Source organism: Chlamydia felis Fe/C-56 (assembly GCF_000009945.1).
Lineage (GTDB): Bacteria > Chlamydiota > Chlamydiia > Chlamydiales > Chlamydiaceae > Chlamydia > Chlamydia felis.
This window is the reverse complement of sequence record NC_007899.1, coordinates 559,256-576,736: the sequence shown is the minus strand read 5'-3', so window position 1 is coordinate 576,736 and position 17,481 is coordinate 559,256. Positions and strand designations below refer to the sequence as shown.

Here is a 17,481-nt window from a genome sequence, read left to right as displayed (position 1 = left end):
CGATGAAACGCTATGTTATAGGCATTTCCGGAGCTTCTGGGATTGTATTAGCCGTAAGACTTATTCAAGAACTATCTAACATGAAGCATAATGTTGAGGTTATTCTTTCCCCCGCAGCCATAAAGACTCTCTACTATGAATTAGAAGCCTCTTCTTTACTTTCGTTAATTCCTGAAGAAAATCATCCCTACATTCATCAACACAATATCAAATCTATAGAAAGCAAACTAGCTTCGGGGTCTTATCATGTAGACGGTACTGTTATAGTTCCTTGTAGCATGGCTACAGTCGCAGCTCTTTCAATGGGGTTGGGAGATAATCTCTTAAGAAGGGTTGCTGATGTCGCCTTAAAAGAACGTAGAAAATTAATCCTAGTTCCCAGAGAAAGCCCCCTACATGCCATTCATTTAGAAAACCTACTCAAATTATCTCAAAACGGGGCTATAATCTTTCCGCCCATGCCTATGTGGTACTTCAAACCTCAAACTGTGGAAGAGATTACTAATGCTATAGTGGGAAAAATTCTTTCGTTGTTAGAGATAGAGAGTAATTTACAGAAAGTTTGGGGAAACCCAACCTAATTAGCTCGTCTACCATTAATTACTTCATGAAGATTTTCAATAGCAATAAACGCGTGAGGATCTTCTCTGTGGACGATTTCTTTCAATTGAGAAAGCTGCAAACGTTCTACAACAATATAAAGAACATTCCTAGGTTCCCCAGAATACCCCCCCTCAGCATGAATATAGGTAAGACCCACCCCTAAGTTTTCCATAAGGATACTACCCAATTTTCTTGGCGAAGAGGTGATAATAGTAACAGATTTCGTATCTTCCAGCCCTAAAATCACCATGTCCATAACTTTCGTGGCGATACCGAAAGTTAAAAAAGACACAAAAGCTGTATGCCAATTCCGATAGACAATCCCAGCTAATGTAAAAATGAAAAAGTTAGCAAAAAGGATAACCTGCCCAACAGTATACCCCCTTTTCTTATTTATGATGATACCTAGAATCTCAGTACCATCTGTGGATCCTCCATGACGGATAATTAAACCGCACCCCACCCCAATGATGGCTCCGCCCAACACTACGGTTTCCATTTCCGACCCCTTAAAGACTATAGGACTGAATCCAAACCATATTGGCAGGGAATCAATAAGCCATAGAGCACAGGAAAAGACGAGAACCGCTGTCATCATCTGAATTACGAAATACTTACCGATTTGTTTAAAGGCTAAAATAACAAAGGGCAAATTAAATAGGATTAAGCAGAAAGGAAGATACTTATGGCCAAAGAAATGAGAAGCAATTAGGGATAACCCTACAATACCACCATCAATAAGCTCATTAGGAACTAAGACCATTTGAACGCCGCAAGCGGCTAGAAATCCTCCAAGAATAAACCAACTTAGAGTCTTGGAAAAGTACAGAGGAAAGCTAAACTTCGTTAAACGAGCTCCATGGGGCATTTTCAACCTCTGATTGAAAGTTCGCGAGAGACGGGGCTTGAACCCGCAACTTCCGCCTTGACAGGGCGGTGCTCTAACCAATTGAACTACTCCCGCAAATGGACACGACAGGATTTGAACCTATGACCCCCTGTGTGTAAGACAGGTGCTCTAACCGCTGAGCTACGCATCCAAACAAGATTAGGTGCATAGATTAGCAGAAGAAATAGTTTAATCACAATCATTTTTACTCTAACAATTAAGAAAGATTGTGATTTTTAGGAGAATTTTCTGTACGCAGCAAATTTTCTCCAAAGATATATGCCAGGGTGCTTTACAGTATATTTCTGATTCGACAAGAGAACCCTGCATTAAAGAAAAATAGTCAGTTGATCATATGCTATTTGTTCGGTGCTGAAGTCGCGATATTTTTTCTTCTTAAGAGAAAAAGAAATCGCTAAAAAAATTTGATTTCTCCCTAACTAAGCCACGAAAAGAAAGTTAGATGACCTCACAAATATTTACAAATATAGACCAAAATTAAGTGTTGTGCAGGCTTTACTGTTCAACAAGTAAAGAATCTATGGAAATGGATTAGCTTGAAACCTTTTATAAAAAATCCTTTTAAAGAAAACACCACCCAACTTCTCTACTTCAATGCGATCTTGTTCATTCCAAATGTTTGAAATTAATCGCATGTCAGGGGACTGATGTTCTCTTAATAGGGACTAGATCAAAGAATTCATATTAACGATCAAAAAGTTTAACTCCGGATTTCAGAGTGAATAAAATCCTCAAACTCTTGTTGTAACTGTTGAAATTCTTCCTCACTCATTAAACCTAGAGGAGAATTTCTTACCAATAAAGGTGCTACTGTAATTTTTTTTGTCAAAAGAGAGTGACACTCCTCAGAAAGATCTTCGTCCATCAATCTTTGACAATCATTTAAAGAATAGAACTTGCGTTTTCCGTCATCGCATAGAAGTCTTGGCACACCATAGGCAAACTCTTTTCCTGTGGCTACAAGCTTCATACCCTGCCATTCTTCATTATTTTCACATGCAGGGAAATTGACATTAAACCCAGTCAGGAGAGGAAAAGGCCTGGATAAAGCATAAAGAACTAGCATTTTTATTAGTTCACAAGATTTTTTTTCTTGAAAGCAGGATATGTGCTCTTCTTGAGAAAAAGCTATTGCAGGAATACCTGATATAACAGCTTCCATAGCCGCTCCCGCAGTTCCGGAGTAAAAAATATTTCTTCCTGCATTAGATCCGTTATTAATTCCTGACAAGACAATATCTGGTAATGAGTCTAAGAATAAGTCTCCAAGAGCAAGCTTGATGCAATCCACTGGGCTGCCAGAAACTGCCCAAGCACCTGCGACAGGTTGGTGGTAGTCAACGCGTTCGATAGAGACGGGTTCTGTATAAGAAAAAGACATGCTCTTCCCCGACTGTTCCGTATTAGGAGCAACTATATACAGATCAGCAAAATCGGCTTTTAGTAAGTTAGAAACTAACAGACTTATCCCTTTCGCAAAAATCCCGTCATCGTTAGTTAACAAAACCTTTAATTTTTTATTCATATCATTACCAAAAAAACAAACATCACCATAATTAAAAAAAAGCGAGGTTAATCCATGAAAAGAACATTCAACTAGTTTTTATTTTTTATCCATAAAAAAAACATGTTTAACTAGCTTTTGTTTTTTGAGCTTTTGACAATCCATGCTGTTCTATAGCAAGAGCAATGTTATGTCTAGCTTGAGGAAAAACTTCTTCTAATGATTTCAATGCCGCTTCCGTTTTTGTTCTCAAAGATACAACTGGACAACGACAGGTAACACGAGCAAAACCACTTTCTTTTGAGAATTTACGTATCCACGATTCGGGGGTAAGAATTAAAGGACGTAAGATAGTGATATCGAAATGTACCATGCCTAAAACAGGTAACATCCCTGCAAATTCAGCTTTATGCAAGAGATTCATTAAAGCTGTTTGTACGACATCATCACGATGATGTCCAAAAGCTACGGCTGAGGCTCCTACTTCTTTCGCCGCCTGAAATAATAAGCGTCTTCTAACTTGAGAACAAGAATAGCATTCAGGAACCTCAGGAGAATAGGGGGAGGCAATAGAAGTGAAGGGGACCTGAATTTTATCACAAATATTGGCTAAATATTTCTGGCTAACCTCTGATCCACAAGAATACTTTCCCCCAATATTCACAGCATAAAGATCAAGTTCTGGAAATCCTCTCCCAGAAATAGCCTTGAGCATTAAAAGCAAAGTAAGACTGTCCTTCCCTCCGCTAAGAGCTACGACAATCTTAGTATGATTTTCCAACATGCAATACGTATACAAAGCCTTACGAACCAAACTTTCTATACGTTTACCAGATTTAATCCAAGGGGGGTGTAAATGTAAAATAGACATGAAAGAATAGTAAAAGGATGGAACAAAGCTGGCAATACAATCTTAGTTTGTCGAAAAACTTGTAATTGGTTTTTATCTCCAGCTTATTTAAACTTTCCTTTAAACGCTTCTCTTTAAGAAGGATTCTATGTCAAAAAAAGTTAATAGAAATGATCCGTGCCCATGCGGTTCCAACAAGAAATACAAGCAGTGCTGTCTTAAAAAAGATAGTCAACCTGCTCGTTATACTTCCGAAGGAAAATTCAAATTTTCCGCAGAGGTCGTTACTTCGGGTGAAACAGGAAATAGCTGTACGCAATTATTTCAACGTCTTTCTAAGAACTTAACATCTGATCAAAAGCAAGCAATTGATAAGTATCATGAAATTACCAAAAATAAAACAACTCTGAGCAAGAAAACTATGAAAAAAGCTAAGTCTCAAGAAGACCGTTTGGTTGCTGAACAGCTTAAAAAACATAATTTTCAAGTAATGGACACAAACACCCCTCTAGACCTTTCGACAGAGCAGGTGAATCTTGATACAGATTTTGTTTCTGAGGAATTTATTCCAACTCAAGAGGACTACCGTATATCAAAAAATATTGATTCTGACTTGGAAGAAAATAACCAATAGCGTATAAGTTAACTTCCTGTCGGTTAATAAAGTTTTCGCTGGAGTAGCTCAATTGGCAGAGCATTCGATTTGTAATCGAACGGTTGAGGGTTCAATTCCTTTCTCCAGCATTCTTTTGGGGGTGTCGCATAGCGGTCAATTGCATCGGACTGTAAATCCGACTCCTTACGGATACGTTGGTTCAAATCCAGCCACCCCCAAAATTTTCTTTAGTTTTTCTTTGTTTCTCCCTCATCTTTTTATTGTTGTTTTTTGATCGTTAACTTAATTAATTTAATAACAATAAGCATATTAAAAATTGACCTATATTTTATTATTTGATTTTTATTAAAAAAAAATCGGAATAATAAATGAATAATTCTAATGACAATAATAACAATTGTTATTTCTCTATAGATTCTACTTTTCAAGGAAATGTTGCTGCTGGAAACGTACAAACAAATGATGTCAGCGCACAGTCCATAGAATCTACAGACAGCTTTTCTATAACCACGCCGGGAACAGCAGCTTTCAAGGGCTCTATAAACGTTGCCGGTCTTACATCAGTTAACGCACTCACAATAAGTAGTCAGCAAAACTCTGCTTCTATAAATCTGAATGGTAATAGACTAAGCAACGTTGCTCAGCCTAAGGATGACTCTTCTCCTGTGCCTGCAAACTACCTGCGTTCCCCTGAATATTTTTTCTGTTCTCTCAAGGTGTTTGGAAGAATTAATATCAACTCGTCAAGCCCAGTGCCTATACTAGGTCCCGCTAGGACCTCATACCAAACACACGACATATTCTCGCACATACGATTTGTTGACTACAACAATAAGCAATCCACTGTTACATACCCAGGAACACAAGCCGTACAACTATTGTCCAAGGGTTTTTACATGATAGATGTTGGACTCAATAAACGTTGGGGATGGGACAATGGATGGGGAGGTAGTATTCACTTACTAGATGGTGCCGACACAATGTATAGTAGCAATACGATTTATAGTGGGGGAGGATATTCTGGACAAGCAAGCCTATCTACCTCTGTACACATTAAGGAAGTAATGCTCAACCCCAACGACAATCTAACAGATGTAGGAAAAAAGCAAATTTTCAGAACTCTCCTTAGAGAAAATGACGCTGTTTTAGGTGCTTTTTATTTCGGAATCATTTTCTTCCCGGAGGCCCATACTTAACTATGAACAAGCAAAACAAACTTATTTCTAGCTCGACGCCATCACAGCCCACAAAACAAGCGGAAGAATTTGATGCAACAGGAGTTAAAGATCAAAATCTTTACATGGATAATGCCACTTTAAACATAGAAGGTGGTTTAAATATACAAGACGAGTTTAACGCAGACAAATTGACCGTCACTAATGACGTGAATTCAAACTGTGACTTTTTTATTGGAGGAGATCTTACGGGACAGTCTGGATTCTCATTAAAAGAAACCACCCTCAATGGAGACATTACTCTATCACCAAACTCCAATAACTCTCTGCATCTTAATAATATCGCAGACCCCGTTGCTCCATACGATGCCCTTACTTTTAATTATTATAAAAAAAGTTGCGTACAAGCTTATACATGTATGATAGATAATCGAGGCTTCGTAAGTATTCGGGAGAACTCTAACTTACCTTTAAAATCCTTTTCTTCAAAGGATTTCGAAAATTACACACAACTGTATCGAAATTACTTCAATGTTGATACACAATATATAAAAATTAAAGCCCCGGGAATTTATCAGGTAACTTTTCAGACAACAAGATACTCTGGTCAGCACTCGGGAAATGACGAGGTAAATTTATTTTTAAGACTCAGTTCTGGGGAACAATACGAAAACTTATGCACAGCCGATACTCGCGGGCGCTACCCTAGAGATAGAACAACCATCTCATTATACTCAATATTCTCGGTCGCAAATATTTCTACTCAAGAGAACAATCAGCCTAAAATTAGCGTATTCTCAAGCGCTTATATGTCAATTTTATTTTCTTCTATAAGCGTAATTTGGTTCCCATTTGCATCAAGATTTTCTGAGGAGGACTAAACTTTATGGCAACACCTAAAACTAATATCAGTTTTCCTACCTTTGTTCGTTTTAATATCTACTCCCAAAATTTATCAGCTGAAAAACAAACAACCGCTCTTACTGTATCAGAAGGCATAACATCAAAGAACACTATTGTTAAAAATCTCAACTGCACCAACGGGCAACTCAATTGTAAAAAAGATTTGTTCGTTGGTGGTAATATGAATATTACAGTCGGGGCTAACCAACAAGCAAATTTCCATGGAAAAGTAAATTTAACCAACCATACGATAAGATATACTTCTAATTTTAATAATAACCAAACCGGTCCTCAACAGTATGTTTCCTATGGACGTTTCAAACAAACTAAAACAGCTGTTGCCATGCGCTCTGCCAAGTCTGGAGGACACGTAGGATGGGGAGACGTCGGAGGATGGTCTTGGAATATTCCATGGAATCGATTTGAAACAGTAGTCGAATCTCTAAACGGAATCCCTGGTCTTTCCATCAACACACGTAATGCTGCAGAATTAACGTTTTCAGCATCTGCATCTAACCCTAAGCTTTTCCGAATTAGTGTTGTTATGGAAAAACACGGAGGATGGTTAGACAATGGGACCGGAGGAGAGTGTTGTTTAATAGCTGTAGTTGGTGGACGAGAAATATTTTTACAAGGCTGCACGTGTTCTGGAACAAGCTATTATCGAGCCAGACCTATGCAATGGATTGCAACTACATACGTAGCCAAACAGAACGGATTTTTCCGATTAAAAAATATAACCTATTCATGGCGTGCTGCATCATTTTCTTGGAATGTAGTTCAATTACCTTATTTTGAATAAAATACCGAATCCTATTTTGCCCGGAAACTATTCTCCGGGCGCCTTTTTCACAACTCGACCTATAAGATCATAACCTACATAACCTGTAATTTCGATTAAGTAACGCTCACCAAATCCGGAAACTAAACGAGCTTCGTTTACAATAATGCAAGGATCAACTTCTGGAGCCTGTCCATAAAAACGTGCTGTCAATAAAAGCTCACTATCCGGATGATACCCATCAATGACAGCTTCAACAACTTGCCCCACAAGCTTCTGATTATGTTTCTCAACATTTTGCTTTTGAGCTTGAGAAAGAATTTTTAATCTCTTGGATTTTACACTCTGAGATACTTGATCGGGCATGTCAGCTGCTACAGAACCTTCTTCTTGAGAATAGGAAAAGATACCTAGATTATCGATCCATCCCTCTCTAACGAAGTCTACAAGATCTTGAAATTCGTCATCGGTTTCTCCAGGGAATCCTACAATAAATGATGAACGGATATAAATATGTGGAATCCGTGTGCGAAGTTTGGTTAATAAATCTAGAATTTGCTCTTTAGACGTTGTTCTCAACATCTTTTTTAAGACCCGATTATTGATATGTTGAAGAGGAATATCAACATAGGGGAGAAGGCGGTGATCGCTTTCCATAAGATCAATTATAGTATCATCCACTTCGTCAGGATATAAATAGAGCATCCTAATCCAATAATCCCCCGGCTCTTTGAGCATCTCTTTTAGTACTTTATCTAGACAAGATTTCCGATCCGCAGAGAAGTCTTTGCCATAGTCACCTAAGTCTTGAGCGATTAAAATGATTTCCTTAACCCCCATTTTTAACAATAGGCGAAACTCTTTAATAATTTGATCCAGAGGCTTGCTTCTTAAAGCACCTTTAATAGTAGGAATTATGCAAAAAGCACAGCGCTTGCGACATCCCTCAGCTATTTTTAAATAAGCATAGTGTTTGGGTGTCGACAACTTTCTCGGAATCTCGCCCATTTCTAAATAACTTTTAGAAGAGATTTTTTCCCCATATTCTTTAGATTCAATAGCAGATAGAATATGTTCAACATCCCCAGAACCTAAGACATAGTGTATATGGGGAAGCAAGGGTTTCAACTCCTCCTTATGTTTAGAAACCATGCAGCCCGTTAATATAATCTTAGCTGTTTCTTTTTTTGCCTTAATTATACGTTGAAGATAGTCCGTAGATTCATCGCGAGCAGCTTTTAAAAATGCACAAGTATTTAAAATTAAATAGTCGGCTTCTTCAAGAGATTCGGTGGCTTCATACCCAGACTTTAATAAAATCCCGAGCATTACCTCCGTGTCCACAAGATTTCTAGAGCAGCCCAAACTAATAAAATGAATTTTATTTTTAGAAGCTTCCTGTTTAAAAAAAAACTGTTCCTTAATTTTCATGAAGATTCTCTTGTAATGATGGGGAAGTTTTCTTGATTCTTTTTGAAAATAAATATAGTATCATAAGCGATTTATCATTTTCTTAAAAGGATTCATCAATGGCTAGTAAGAATCGTGAAATCATCAAATTAAAAAGCACTGAAAGTTCCGATATGTACTGGACTGTGAAAAATAAAAGAAAAACAACAGGTCGACTAGAACTCAAAAAATATGATAGAAAACTGCGTAGGCACGTAATTTTCAAAGAAGCTAAGTAAAAGATTCTATTTACCTGCTAGCTTCTATCCAAAGTTGTTGAGTAGGTCATGAAATTAGAACTTCTAATTGCCTTTAAGTATCTAATACCAAGAAAAAAAAGATTGTCATCTGCCATTGTTTCTATATTTTCAATAGGCATCATTTCTTTAGTTACTTGGTTATCCATTGTTTTTATTTCCGTAATTTATGGTTTGGAACAACGTTGGATTCATGATCTTTCCCAGCTTCATTCTCCAGTAAAAATTCTTCCTTCTTCTATTTATTACGACTCCTACTACTATCAAATAGATAGGCACGCCGATCTTTCTCAATACACAACTAAAACTATAGGAGAAAAGCTCTGCTCATCTTGTACAAATCCCTATGATCCAAATTCGGACTACTCTCTACCAGACAATTTTCCCATGCCCGACAATACCTCGGGGGGAGAATTAAGGGATCCTGTAAAAATTGCTTTTGAAAAGCTCTCTCCCTATCTAGAACAAAATCAAGCTCAACTTCTAGAATTTGAAGAAGGCGTGGGTTACGTTCAAATGGATAGGATTGCAAATCCCAATACATCTGAATCCCGAACATTTTCCCAGTTCATTGCCTATCCCTCAGATCTGGCATATAAAGACCGGGTTCTTCCCTACGAACAAACAGACTATAGCTCTGAAATTTTAAATCCTTTCAATAGATCTCCTGAAGGCTGGGAAAAAGATTTTGTAAGACTAAAAGATACATACGGCGGGTCTTCGATAATTCTACCTGTTAACTATCGAGACATTGGATATCGAGTAGGGGATAAGGGGAGTCTTAGTATTTTTTCTCCAGAAACTCAAAAGGAAATCAAACACCCTGTATATGTCATAGGTTTCTATAATCCTGGTTTATCTCCCTTGGGAAGTAAAATTGTATTCATTGATATGGACCTAGCCTCTCAAATCCGTTCAGAATCCACAGGACTAGGAATGCTCAATGGCTTGCACGTATTCTTCAAAAATACAAAACAAATCATTCCGATTAAAAATCAAATTGAAGCCCTACTAAGTCAATCTGGAATACACCAATACTGGGAAGTATCATCTCTTTATGATTATCAATACTTCAAACCTATTTTAGATCAGCTACGTAGTGATCAAGTCTTATTTCTATTAGTCTCTATTATCATCCTTATCGTTGCTTGTTCGAATGTTGTAACCATGTCTATTCTCTTAGTTAATAATAAAAAGAAAGAAATAGGGATTCTTAAAGCCATGGGGACTTCTTCTCGCAGCTTAAAAATGATTTTCGGCTTCTGTGGAGCATTTTCTGGGAGTATCGGCGTTATTTTAGGAACCGCTTTTGCTATTTTAACAATGAAAAACCTCTCAGTGATTACCAGGGGATTAAGTTATCTACAAGGGAGAGAAGCTTTTAACTCCACATTCTTTGGTCAAGGACTACCTCAAGAACTCCATGTGCCTACTATTTTTATTCTAGGCTTGGGAACTTTAATCTTAGCAACTATTTCAGGAGCTTTGCCAGCCAGAAAAGTGGCAAAAATGCATGTCTCTAATATTTTAAAAGCAGAATAACCATGTTACCTCTTATTGAAGCTAAAAATCTTTCTAAAGTTGTCCAACAAAGCAATCAAAATATAGAGATACTTCGCAATGTAAACTTCAACTTATACCCAGGAGAAATAGTTGCCATTACAGGAGCTTCTGGAAATGGGAAAAGCACGCTACTTCATCTACTGGGGACACTAGACACTCCCTCTTCAGGGGAACTCATATTCCTAGGAAAAAAAAAGGAAAGTTATAATCTATCTGCATTTAGAAACCAGCATATTGGTTTCATCTTTCAAAATTTCTATCTCTTAGAAGATGATACTGTAATAAACAACATCTTAATGCCCGCAAGTATTGCTCGACAAACCACAGCCAAAGGATCTTCTACTTATAACAAAGCGTTAGGACTCATAGAAGCTGTAGGACTATCTCATCGAACGCATTCACAATGCAGCCTTCTTTCTGGGGGAGAAAAACAACGCGTAGCTATTGCCAGAGCTTTAATAAATAATCCCTCAATTTTATTAGCAGATGAACCCTCTGGCAATTTAGACGACAAAACTTCTAAATATATTCACCATCTTCTTCTGTCTCAATCGCACAACTCGCGCGGAGTGCTTATAGTAACACACAATAAGCAACTTGCGCGTCAATGCCATCGTGAGGGGATTCTACAAAATGGCGAACTTGTTTTTTAAGACATCACCCCACCCTATTCCCCGTTGAAAAATCTAAAGTATACCTAGGTAAACGCTCTAAGGCCTCCTTAGGGACTAGATCTATAGCTCTATGATAACGCGATTGCCTTGTAAAGTATTTAACAAGTCTATCCTGGGGATCGCGTATTTGTTGATTAAGAAGAGCTTCCACATCCAACCCTAGCCCACGAATATCCCTCCAAGTCACCAGAGAAATCATAGGTTCGTATAAATGATGTCTCTCATCCGAAACTTCTTCAAGACAGGGGACTGCAAACCTTTGGACTCCCTGTTTATTTCCATCAAGAGCACACAGAAAATTCCACTCATCAGAATTCATAGAACTAATTAAATTTAATTGACCCCAACTAACTCCATGCGTGCATAATTCTAAAAGAGAGTTCTCAATTTCTTTAAAGAAATTCGCAACATCAATACCAGCATTATCCTCAAGAGTCTGTTTTTTTAATTCCAAGCACGCTTCTGCTATTCTATGTTTTTCAGCAACTAATTCCTCATTTAGCCAGTCATTGCTTTGAATACATAAAGACAACTTCTCGAAATCTTCCTTTTGTATCTTTTGAGAAATAAAATAAACGTTATCTGAAAAAACAGTTCCTGCATTCCTACATCCCCCAGATCTTCCTAACCAATAAGAAGCGACTTCTTCATAAGACGGATCGATAATCCCTCTAACAGGAAATTCCGGCGCCGCTTTTATAAATTTTCTCAACCAATACAGCGGGCAATTTTTAATCAATACTGAGTCTAAAGAAACAAGATCTCCTTGTTCGAGCCCATCGACAAACTCAGAAATACCGTATCTTTTTAATGCTGTTTTTAACTTTGGAGGTAAGGCTACTGAATATTTATGAAAAGAAATGTCCCTATCAGCACCAGCTTCTTCTAAAGCATTAAGTAATAAGCGTATTTCTTGAACCGTAAGCTGATTTTTCTCAATAAAACTACAAAAGTCCGGAGGATAGTTTTCTTTAAAAACCTTTTTAAGCCCTTCAGGAATATTTGTTCTTAAATAATTTGTTAGAATCGCAAAAACAAACAGCGCGAGAGCTATTCCGCCAAAAATCCCCGCCCAAATAAACCCTATAGGAGTGGCCATTATAATGGCTGGAATAAGCGCTATAATCAAACTAACAGCAGAAATAACGGTCATAATTATGGCTATTGTCACACGATCGTGAATTCGCTTATCAAATGAATAGGAAGCATGACAACGACAGTCATTTCTAAAAAGGGAATGTAAAATAATTCCTGACATAAAAAACACCCTAAAACACACAGATTTTGATAATTAACATTATGATTTAGATGATGAATTAGGGTTGAAGAGAAACCCCATGATCTAGACGTCTGTAAGAACACGCATAGAAATTAAGACGTGTTTTCTATCCCAGGCATTAGCAATCAGACAGTTCTATTAAAAACTTTATTGCAACAATGAAATCTTTCTGTTTGTTATGAATTTGTAAATAAGATTCTTAAAAAAAAGACTAGCATCAGTTTTTTGATTTTTCTTCCAAATAAAAAATAAAGTTATCTCATTTAGAGTAAATCTAATCTTATAGCCTGAAAAACACATAGGAAAATGACTCCACACGGTCATATAAACAAAATAAATCAGATTTGATTTGCCTTTCTAAAGATTATCTATTTATATTAATTGTCTTTTGGGAAAGCAGCTCTCGATTGCTTTTGTTGCTTTTTATTTGGAAAAAAAATTGCACAAATTTATAATCCCCCTTCTGACAAGGCGGTTATATTACTATGGAAAAAAGAAAAGACACGAAAACAACCATTGCTAAAGCATCTGAATCTCAGAATAAGTCTTGGTATGTTATCGATGCTACGGGGAAAACCTTGGGAAGACTTTCTTCAGAGGTTGTAAAAATCTTACGAGGGAAACATAAGGTAACTTATACGCCTCACGTAGCCATGGGCGATGGTGTTGTCATTATCAATGCTGAAAAAGTGCATTTGACAGGCGCTAAGAAAAATCAAAAAATATATCGCTACTATACAGGATATATTTCCGGAATGCGCGAAGTTCCTTTCGAGAATATGTTGGCTAAAAAACCATCTTATATTATCGAGCACGCCATTAAAGGTATGATGCCCAAAACTCGTTTGGGTAAACGTCAATTCAAATCCTTAAGAATATTAAAAGGGGATTGTTACAAGACGTTCGAGTCTCAGAAGCCGATTGTATTAGATGTTTAATTTGGGGTGAATTGTGGTAAAAAGTACAATAGAAGAATCAGTAGCTACTGGAAGAAGAAAACAAGCAGTCTCTAGCGTCCGCCTTCGTCCAGGAACTGGTAAAATTGACGTAAATGGAAAAGCCTTTGATGAATACTTTCCCTTGGAAATTCAAAGAGCTACCATCCTTTCACCGTTAAAAGTTCTTGGCCATACTGAAGAATTCGACCTTATTATTCGTATAAATGGTGGTGGAATTCAAGGACAAGTGATCGCAACACGTTTAGGGTTGGCAAGAGCTCTATTAAAGAAGAACGGTGATTCTAAACAAGAATTAAAGAGCCGTGGTTTTCTTACTAGAGACCCTAGAAAGAAAGAACGTAAAAAATACGGCCATAAGAAAGCACGTAAAAGCTTCCAGTTCTCTAAGCGTTAAGATCTGTTCTTTTATCCAGAGCAAGCGAAATTTTTTTCAAAGTTCAACTCGCTTGCTTTTTTATTTTCTGAATCTAGAAAATATTTTAAATCTAGTTTGTCTTTCGTCTAGAAGAAGACTTTTCTTTTTCTTGGCACTCCAAAAAATGCTTTTCCTTGAGCATTCTGAGCCCGAAAACTGTTTTTACTAAATACTATATCTCTTCCCAAAGAAAAAAGAACGATCTTCCCCAGAGTTTGAGCTGCGTGAATTAAACATGTTGAACTTTTCTTCAACATCACATGAGAAATTCGCAACCCCTGATCATTTTGTAAAAAGACAAATCCTCCTGGAGGAAGACTTCCAAAACTATCCACTAAATCACAATCTTTGTATTGATCTCTTGCATTTCTAGGGATGCTTAATCCATGAGCTTGAAACAAAATATTTATAAAACCAGAACAATCTAAACCACAATCTATTAAAGAGCGATGAACACAACGTCCTCCCCATACATAAGGGATATCTAAAAAATTCTCGGATTCTTTAAGTAAAAGATCCATAGAAAGGGGAGTATTCAAAAAACGCACATGAGTCAATTTACAAAAAGGCTCTTCCTTATCAAGAGGGAATCTGATCCCTTTTCTAACTTCTTCAGGCAAGAAGACCTTTCCCCGAGAATCTATGGTTAGTGGCGTGCCATAGGGTAGGGGAATATGCCAGGGTTCTAAAAAAGCATCAAAAGATTTGACTGCAGCGTTAGGTGAAATGTGTTGAAGTAGGTGAAAAAATGAGGCTTCTGATGAGATGTTTTTGACTGGGTAGGGACGCCAAAAATCTCCATTGTAGACTAATTGAGAGTAGGCATAGTGGGCATCTTTACCAGAAAGTAGGCGCTCTCCAAATAATAGCTGTGTTTCTAAATCACCATGTATAGATGAGAGGTCAGAAACAGGCGCATAAAGTTGATAATGTTTCATCTTTCTTATCTACATCAAAAAATTGCTTTTAAAACGCCTAAAAGGAGAGCAAAGCTTAATCTTCTATACAAGCCAAGATACTTTGGAAAACCTCATCAGGAGATTTTTCAGCAGGAACACATGTGAGTTTCCCTAAATCTGCATAATAGTCAATTACAGAAGCCGTAGTATTCTTATAACTTTCCAGCCTCTTCTGAATAACCTCGAGGGTATCATCAGAACGACGGACTAACTCACTATGACACGTAGGACATTCTCTAAAACCCTGACTCTGATTATAGACGAAATTACATGAAGGACAAATAAATCGGGAGTAGATTCTGCGAATAATTTCTTCATCAGCAACGTCTAATTGTATCACTCGGTAATCAGCATTAGCTTTTACCAAAAAATCATGCAAAAGAACTGCCTGATCTAAAGTTCTGGGGAAACCATCAATAATACATCCTGATAAACATTCTGACTTGTTTAGAGTTTCTTGTACAATTTCCCAAACAAGACCATTTGGAACTAGCTGCCCCTCATCTATGTATTCCGATGCTTTGATTCCTAAAGGAGTGGATGCTTTTATAGCAGATCGCAAAAGATTTCCCGAACTGATATGTGGTAATCCCAATTTTTCAGCAAGACATTGCGATTGTGTTCCCTTTCCAGATCCTGGAGGGCCCATAATGATATAAAAAATATTCTTTAACATAACAATAGTCGAAAATTCGCCTACAAAAAAGACGCCTATATAAATTCAGAAGTTCATCTCTGATGCTGTAAATAGCATCAAAGAAGTATATTCTATGAAAAAAATTAAAAACAGAGTAGAAAAATCACGATCTACTTAGCAATCATTAAGCTACAAGTTAGATCTCAATAATTGCAACGGATTGCATTGTGTTAGTACATTAAAATGGTTTGAAATAAAAAGAGAAGTCCAAATATACTCCTTCGGTAATTATTGAGACTGTGGATCTGATGACCGCTTCCCTAGACCATCTTCATTCTAATAGCCGGGTCCTGGTTTTTTTTGACACCATCACGGGGAATAAATCTACAATTTATGAAATTTCAAGATGCGAAAATAGCTCCCTAACCCGACTTATAAATTCTGAAGTCACTAATAGTAATCCAACTATTAATAATCTTGCCGTTATAAATGGGATCTTCTTATCCGAGGCTGCTCCTCTTTTTCCAGAAAGACCAACTCCAGCTGTTCAGCTCACCTCCGACTGCTCTCCCTGGTTCTCGTCGCAAAGAAGTCCTTGTTGTAACTTTTCGGAAAGCTCTAACTTCTTTTTAATATTCGTTCAAGAAATATGCACCATAGTTAATGTTATCTATCAAAATACACTTGGAAATGTAATAAGAAGCGCTGTCAGCGTCTGCCATCTGGTACACAAAAGTGTGCTTTTCCACAGACAAGAGAAAAAAATCTTAAGCCTTCTTAAAAATAGTCATATCTCACCCTTTAAAAAGGGTGGTTATATAGCTTCTGCAACAGCCCTAAATCACGCAAAAAAATCAGCATTATAGTTACTTGCTTGGAAAATTGTTTCTCTAGCCATAGCCATACTTTCCGTACTAGCCATAATAGTGTTTGTTGTAGGAAGTGTGTTTGCCTTTAATTCCGGAGGTATTTTCTCCAACACATTTTTTATGTCTCCAGCGGCATGGTCTCTTGGAGCGGGTGGTTTAGCCTTCTTAATTTTAGGTTTACTTTCTATTCCCCACTCAAAATGCAGTCAGAGACAACGTCAATCAGCGGTTGATTCTATTCATCGCTCTCTACTTAGCCTTTATATCAGTGAGCAAATCCGGTCTCCACAAACCTCTAACGATATCGCTTCTGTAGTAGCCAGAAACTGTTTAAGTCCTCACAGCGAACTTTTAGACCCCAACGTCTTTCCACTTTTCACATATTCCGAAGAGCGGTTAAGAGGGCGTACTTTAGCTCATATGGAACATGTTCTTCAGATAGGAGAAGAAGAGATTTTTACCTCTCCGACAGCTCCTCCTAACAGCCCTGAGCCCATCATGCCGCCTTTGCCACCACCCTATACACAAGCCCCCCCACCAACTTACGCAGAAGTTCTAGAAGAAGATCGAAGAAGAAATCAAAATAATAGACACTAACACTTTTACAGTATGAGGTTATACCATGACGTGTTATTTAAATTTTGGACAGCAAGATCTTAGCGATTACTCAACCTCTAAAAAGGTCGTATGCGTAGTTTTTGATCTTATTACCTTTCCTGCAGTTTCGGTAATTGCGAGTATTTTAGCTTGGTCTATTTTAATTATAAAAATAGTTGCTAAAACCCTAAAATTTCTAATCCAAAGAGGAGAAAGCGGCATATCTTTAAGCGAATCTTTTGGGAGAATACCAACAGAGATAATCACAGAACATCTAATTCTCATTCCTTTAATAGGATCCATTTTACATGGGTTAGCACTCGTGTTTAAAGGGCATCTAAATAATTACGCAAGTTTCGGATCCATAGACTCTGTAGTCAACTTCGCGTCGGGCACTCCGGCATACCTGGAACACGTAATCAATTGGTAAAGGATTCTTAAAACATAAATGGTTTGTAAAGAACCCTCTTATTAAACACAA

Annotated in this window: 20 protein-coding genes and 4 tRNA genes; 15 read left to right on the top strand and 9 right to left on the bottom strand. The window is 37.4% G+C overall.

Annotation, left to right across the window (positions count from 1 at the left end):
- Nucleotides 1-2: 2 nt before the first annotated feature.
- Entirely contained in the window at nucleotides 3-581 is a 579-nt protein-coding gene (locus CF_RS02495; protein WP_011458042.1) for a flavin prenyltransferase UbiX, read from the top strand.
- Here CF_RS02495 and CF_RS02490 read toward each other — a convergent pair.
- The 5 genes from CF_RS02490 to CF_RS02470 form a co-directional block, all read right to left on the bottom strand.
- The gene (locus tag CF_RS02490) at nucleotides 578-1,471 is read right to left on the bottom strand and encodes a YitT family protein (RefSeq protein ID WP_011458041.1); all 894 of its coding nucleotides are present in this window, start codon (nucleotides 1,469-1,471) and stop codon (nucleotides 578-580) included. The two genes, CF_RS02495 and CF_RS02490, sit on opposite strands and share 4 nt — an antisense overlap.
- 22 nt (nucleotides 1,472-1,493) lie before the next feature.
- A tRNA-Asp gene (locus tag CF_RS02485) sits at nucleotides 1,494-1,567 on the bottom strand.
- A 3-nt stretch (nucleotides 1,568-1,570) separates the two neighbouring features.
- A tRNA-Val gene (locus CF_RS02480) sits at nucleotides 1,571-1,643 on the bottom strand.
- 570 nt (nucleotides 1,644-2,213) lie between these two features.
- Nucleotides 2,214-3,038 (bottom strand): 5'/3'-nucleotidase SurE, encoded by an 825-nt coding sequence (gene surE / locus CF_RS02475; protein WP_011458040.1) that lies wholly within the window; start codon nucleotides 3,036-3,038, stop codon nucleotides 2,214-2,216.
- A gap of 106 nt (nucleotides 3,039-3,144) precedes the next feature.
- Nucleotides 3,145-3,888 (bottom strand): tRNA 2-thiocytidine biosynthesis TtcA family protein, encoded by a 744-nt coding sequence (locus CF_RS02470; RefSeq protein ID WP_011458039.1) that lies wholly within the window; start codon nucleotides 3,886-3,888, stop codon nucleotides 3,145-3,147.
- 127 nt (nucleotides 3,889-4,015) lie between these two features.
- Between CF_RS02470 and CF_RS02465 the strand changes: the two genes are divergently transcribed.
- From CF_RS02465 to CF_RS02440, 6 genes are all read left to right on the top strand, one after another.
- The gene (locus tag CF_RS02465; protein WP_011458038.1) at nucleotides 4,016-4,501 is read left to right on the top strand and encodes a YecA family protein; all 486 of its coding nucleotides are present in this window, start codon (nucleotides 4,016-4,018) and stop codon (nucleotides 4,499-4,501) included.
- 37 nt (nucleotides 4,502-4,538) lie between these two features.
- A tRNA-Thr gene (locus tag CF_RS02460) sits at nucleotides 4,539-4,611 on the top strand.
- 7 nt (nucleotides 4,612-4,618) lie between these two features.
- Nucleotides 4,619-4,701 (top strand) — tRNA-Tyr (locus CF_RS02455).
- Between the two features lie 150 nt (nucleotides 4,702-4,851).
- On the top strand, nucleotides 4,852-5,679 hold the full coding sequence (locus CF_RS02450) for a hypothetical protein (RefSeq protein WP_011458037.1): 828 nt from the start codon (nucleotides 4,852-4,854) through the stop codon (nucleotides 5,677-5,679).
- Between the two features lie 2 nt (nucleotides 5,680-5,681).
- Nucleotides 5,682-6,539: a hypothetical protein gene (locus tag CF_RS02445; RefSeq protein WP_011458036.1), complete on the top strand. Its 858-nt coding sequence runs from the start codon at nucleotides 5,682-5,684 to the stop codon at nucleotides 6,537-6,539.
- Nucleotides 6,540-6,544: 5 nt separating this feature from the next.
- Entirely contained in the window at nucleotides 6,545-7,363 is an 819-nt protein-coding gene (locus CF_RS02440; protein WP_011458035.1) for a hypothetical protein, read from the top strand.
- Between the two features lie 27 nt (nucleotides 7,364-7,390).
- Here the strand turns inward: CF_RS02440 and rimO are convergent, their stop codons facing one another.
- A complete protein-coding gene (rimO, locus tag CF_RS02435; protein WP_011458034.1) occupies nucleotides 7,391-8,773 on the bottom strand; it encodes a 30S ribosomal protein S12 methylthiotransferase RimO in 1,383 nt (460 codons plus the stop codon).
- Between the two features lie 98 nt (nucleotides 8,774-8,871).
- Between rimO and rpmG the strand changes: the two genes are divergently transcribed.
- The 3 genes from rpmG to CF_RS02420 are packed head-to-tail and all read left to right on the top strand — an operon-like array spanning nucleotide 8,872 to nucleotide 11,264.
- Entirely contained in the window at nucleotides 8,872-9,030 is a 159-nt protein-coding gene (gene rpmG / locus CF_RS02430) for a 50S ribosomal protein L33 (protein ID WP_020370150.1), read from the top strand.
- Nucleotides 9,031-9,078: 48 nt separating this feature from the next.
- Nucleotides 9,079-10,590, top strand: a complete 1,512-nt coding sequence (locus tag CF_RS02425; RefSeq protein ID WP_011458033.1) for an ABC transporter permease — start codon at nucleotides 9,079-9,081, stop codon at nucleotides 10,588-10,590.
- Nucleotides 10,591-10,592: 2 nt separating this feature from the next.
- The gene (locus CF_RS02420; protein ID WP_011458032.1) at nucleotides 10,593-11,264 is read left to right on the top strand and encodes an ABC transporter ATP-binding protein; all 672 of its coding nucleotides are present in this window, start codon (nucleotides 10,593-10,595) and stop codon (nucleotides 11,262-11,264) included.
- A gap of 4 nt (nucleotides 11,265-11,268) precedes the next feature.
- On the opposite strand, the gene CF_RS02415 is transcribed toward CF_RS02420, so the two are convergent.
- Nucleotides 11,269-12,543: a DUF1389 domain-containing protein gene (locus tag CF_RS02415; protein ID WP_011458031.1), complete on the bottom strand. Its 1,275-nt coding sequence runs from the start codon at nucleotides 12,541-12,543 to the stop codon at nucleotides 11,269-11,271.
- A gap of 506 nt (nucleotides 12,544-13,049) precedes the next feature.
- Between CF_RS02415 and rplM the strand changes: the two genes are divergently transcribed.
- Both rplM and rpsI read left to right on the top strand, forming a co-directional pair.
- On the top strand, nucleotides 13,050-13,502 hold the full coding sequence (gene rplM / locus CF_RS02410; protein WP_011458029.1) for a 50S ribosomal protein L13: 453 nt from the start codon (nucleotides 13,050-13,052) through the stop codon (nucleotides 13,500-13,502).
- Between the two features lie 13 nt (nucleotides 13,503-13,515).
- On the top strand, nucleotides 13,516-13,917 hold the full coding sequence (gene rpsI / locus CF_RS02405) for a 30S ribosomal protein S9 (protein ID WP_011458028.1): 402 nt from the start codon (nucleotides 13,516-13,518) through the stop codon (nucleotides 13,915-13,917).
- Nucleotides 13,918-14,024: 107 nt separating this feature from the next.
- Here rpsI and CF_RS02400 read toward each other — a convergent pair whose 3' ends face one another.
- Entirely contained in the window at nucleotides 14,025-14,876 is an 852-nt protein-coding gene (locus tag CF_RS02400; RefSeq protein ID WP_011458027.1) for a C40 family peptidase, read from the bottom strand.
- Nucleotides 14,877-14,931: 55 nt separating this feature from the next.
- Nucleotides 14,932-15,573: an adenylate kinase gene (locus CF_RS02395; protein WP_011458026.1), complete on the bottom strand. Its 642-nt coding sequence runs from the start codon at nucleotides 15,571-15,573 to the stop codon at nucleotides 14,932-14,934.
- A gap of 269 nt (nucleotides 15,574-15,842) precedes the next feature.
- Here CF_RS02395 and garD point away from each other — a divergent pair, with 269 nt between their 5' ends.
- The 3 genes from garD (at nucleotide 15,843) to CF_RS02385 (ending at nucleotide 17,430) form a co-directional block, all read left to right on the top strand.
- Nucleotides 15,843-16,400 (top strand): inclusion membrane protein GarD, encoded by a 558-nt coding sequence (gene garD, locus CF_RS05305; RefSeq protein WP_011458025.1) that lies wholly within the window; start codon nucleotides 15,843-15,845, stop codon nucleotides 16,398-16,400.
- A gap of 123 nt (nucleotides 16,401-16,523) precedes the next feature.
- A complete protein-coding gene (locus CF_RS05300) occupies nucleotides 16,524-17,000 on the top strand; it encodes a hypothetical protein (RefSeq protein ID WP_232500670.1) in 477 nt (158 codons plus the stop codon).
- A 25-nt stretch (nucleotides 17,001-17,025) separates the two neighbouring features.
- Nucleotides 17,026-17,430, top strand: coding sequence for a hypothetical protein (locus CF_RS02385; RefSeq protein WP_011458023.1), 405 nt, complete (start codon nucleotides 17,026-17,028; stop codon nucleotides 17,428-17,430).
- The last annotated feature ends 51 nt before the right edge of the window (nucleotides 17,431-17,481 follow it).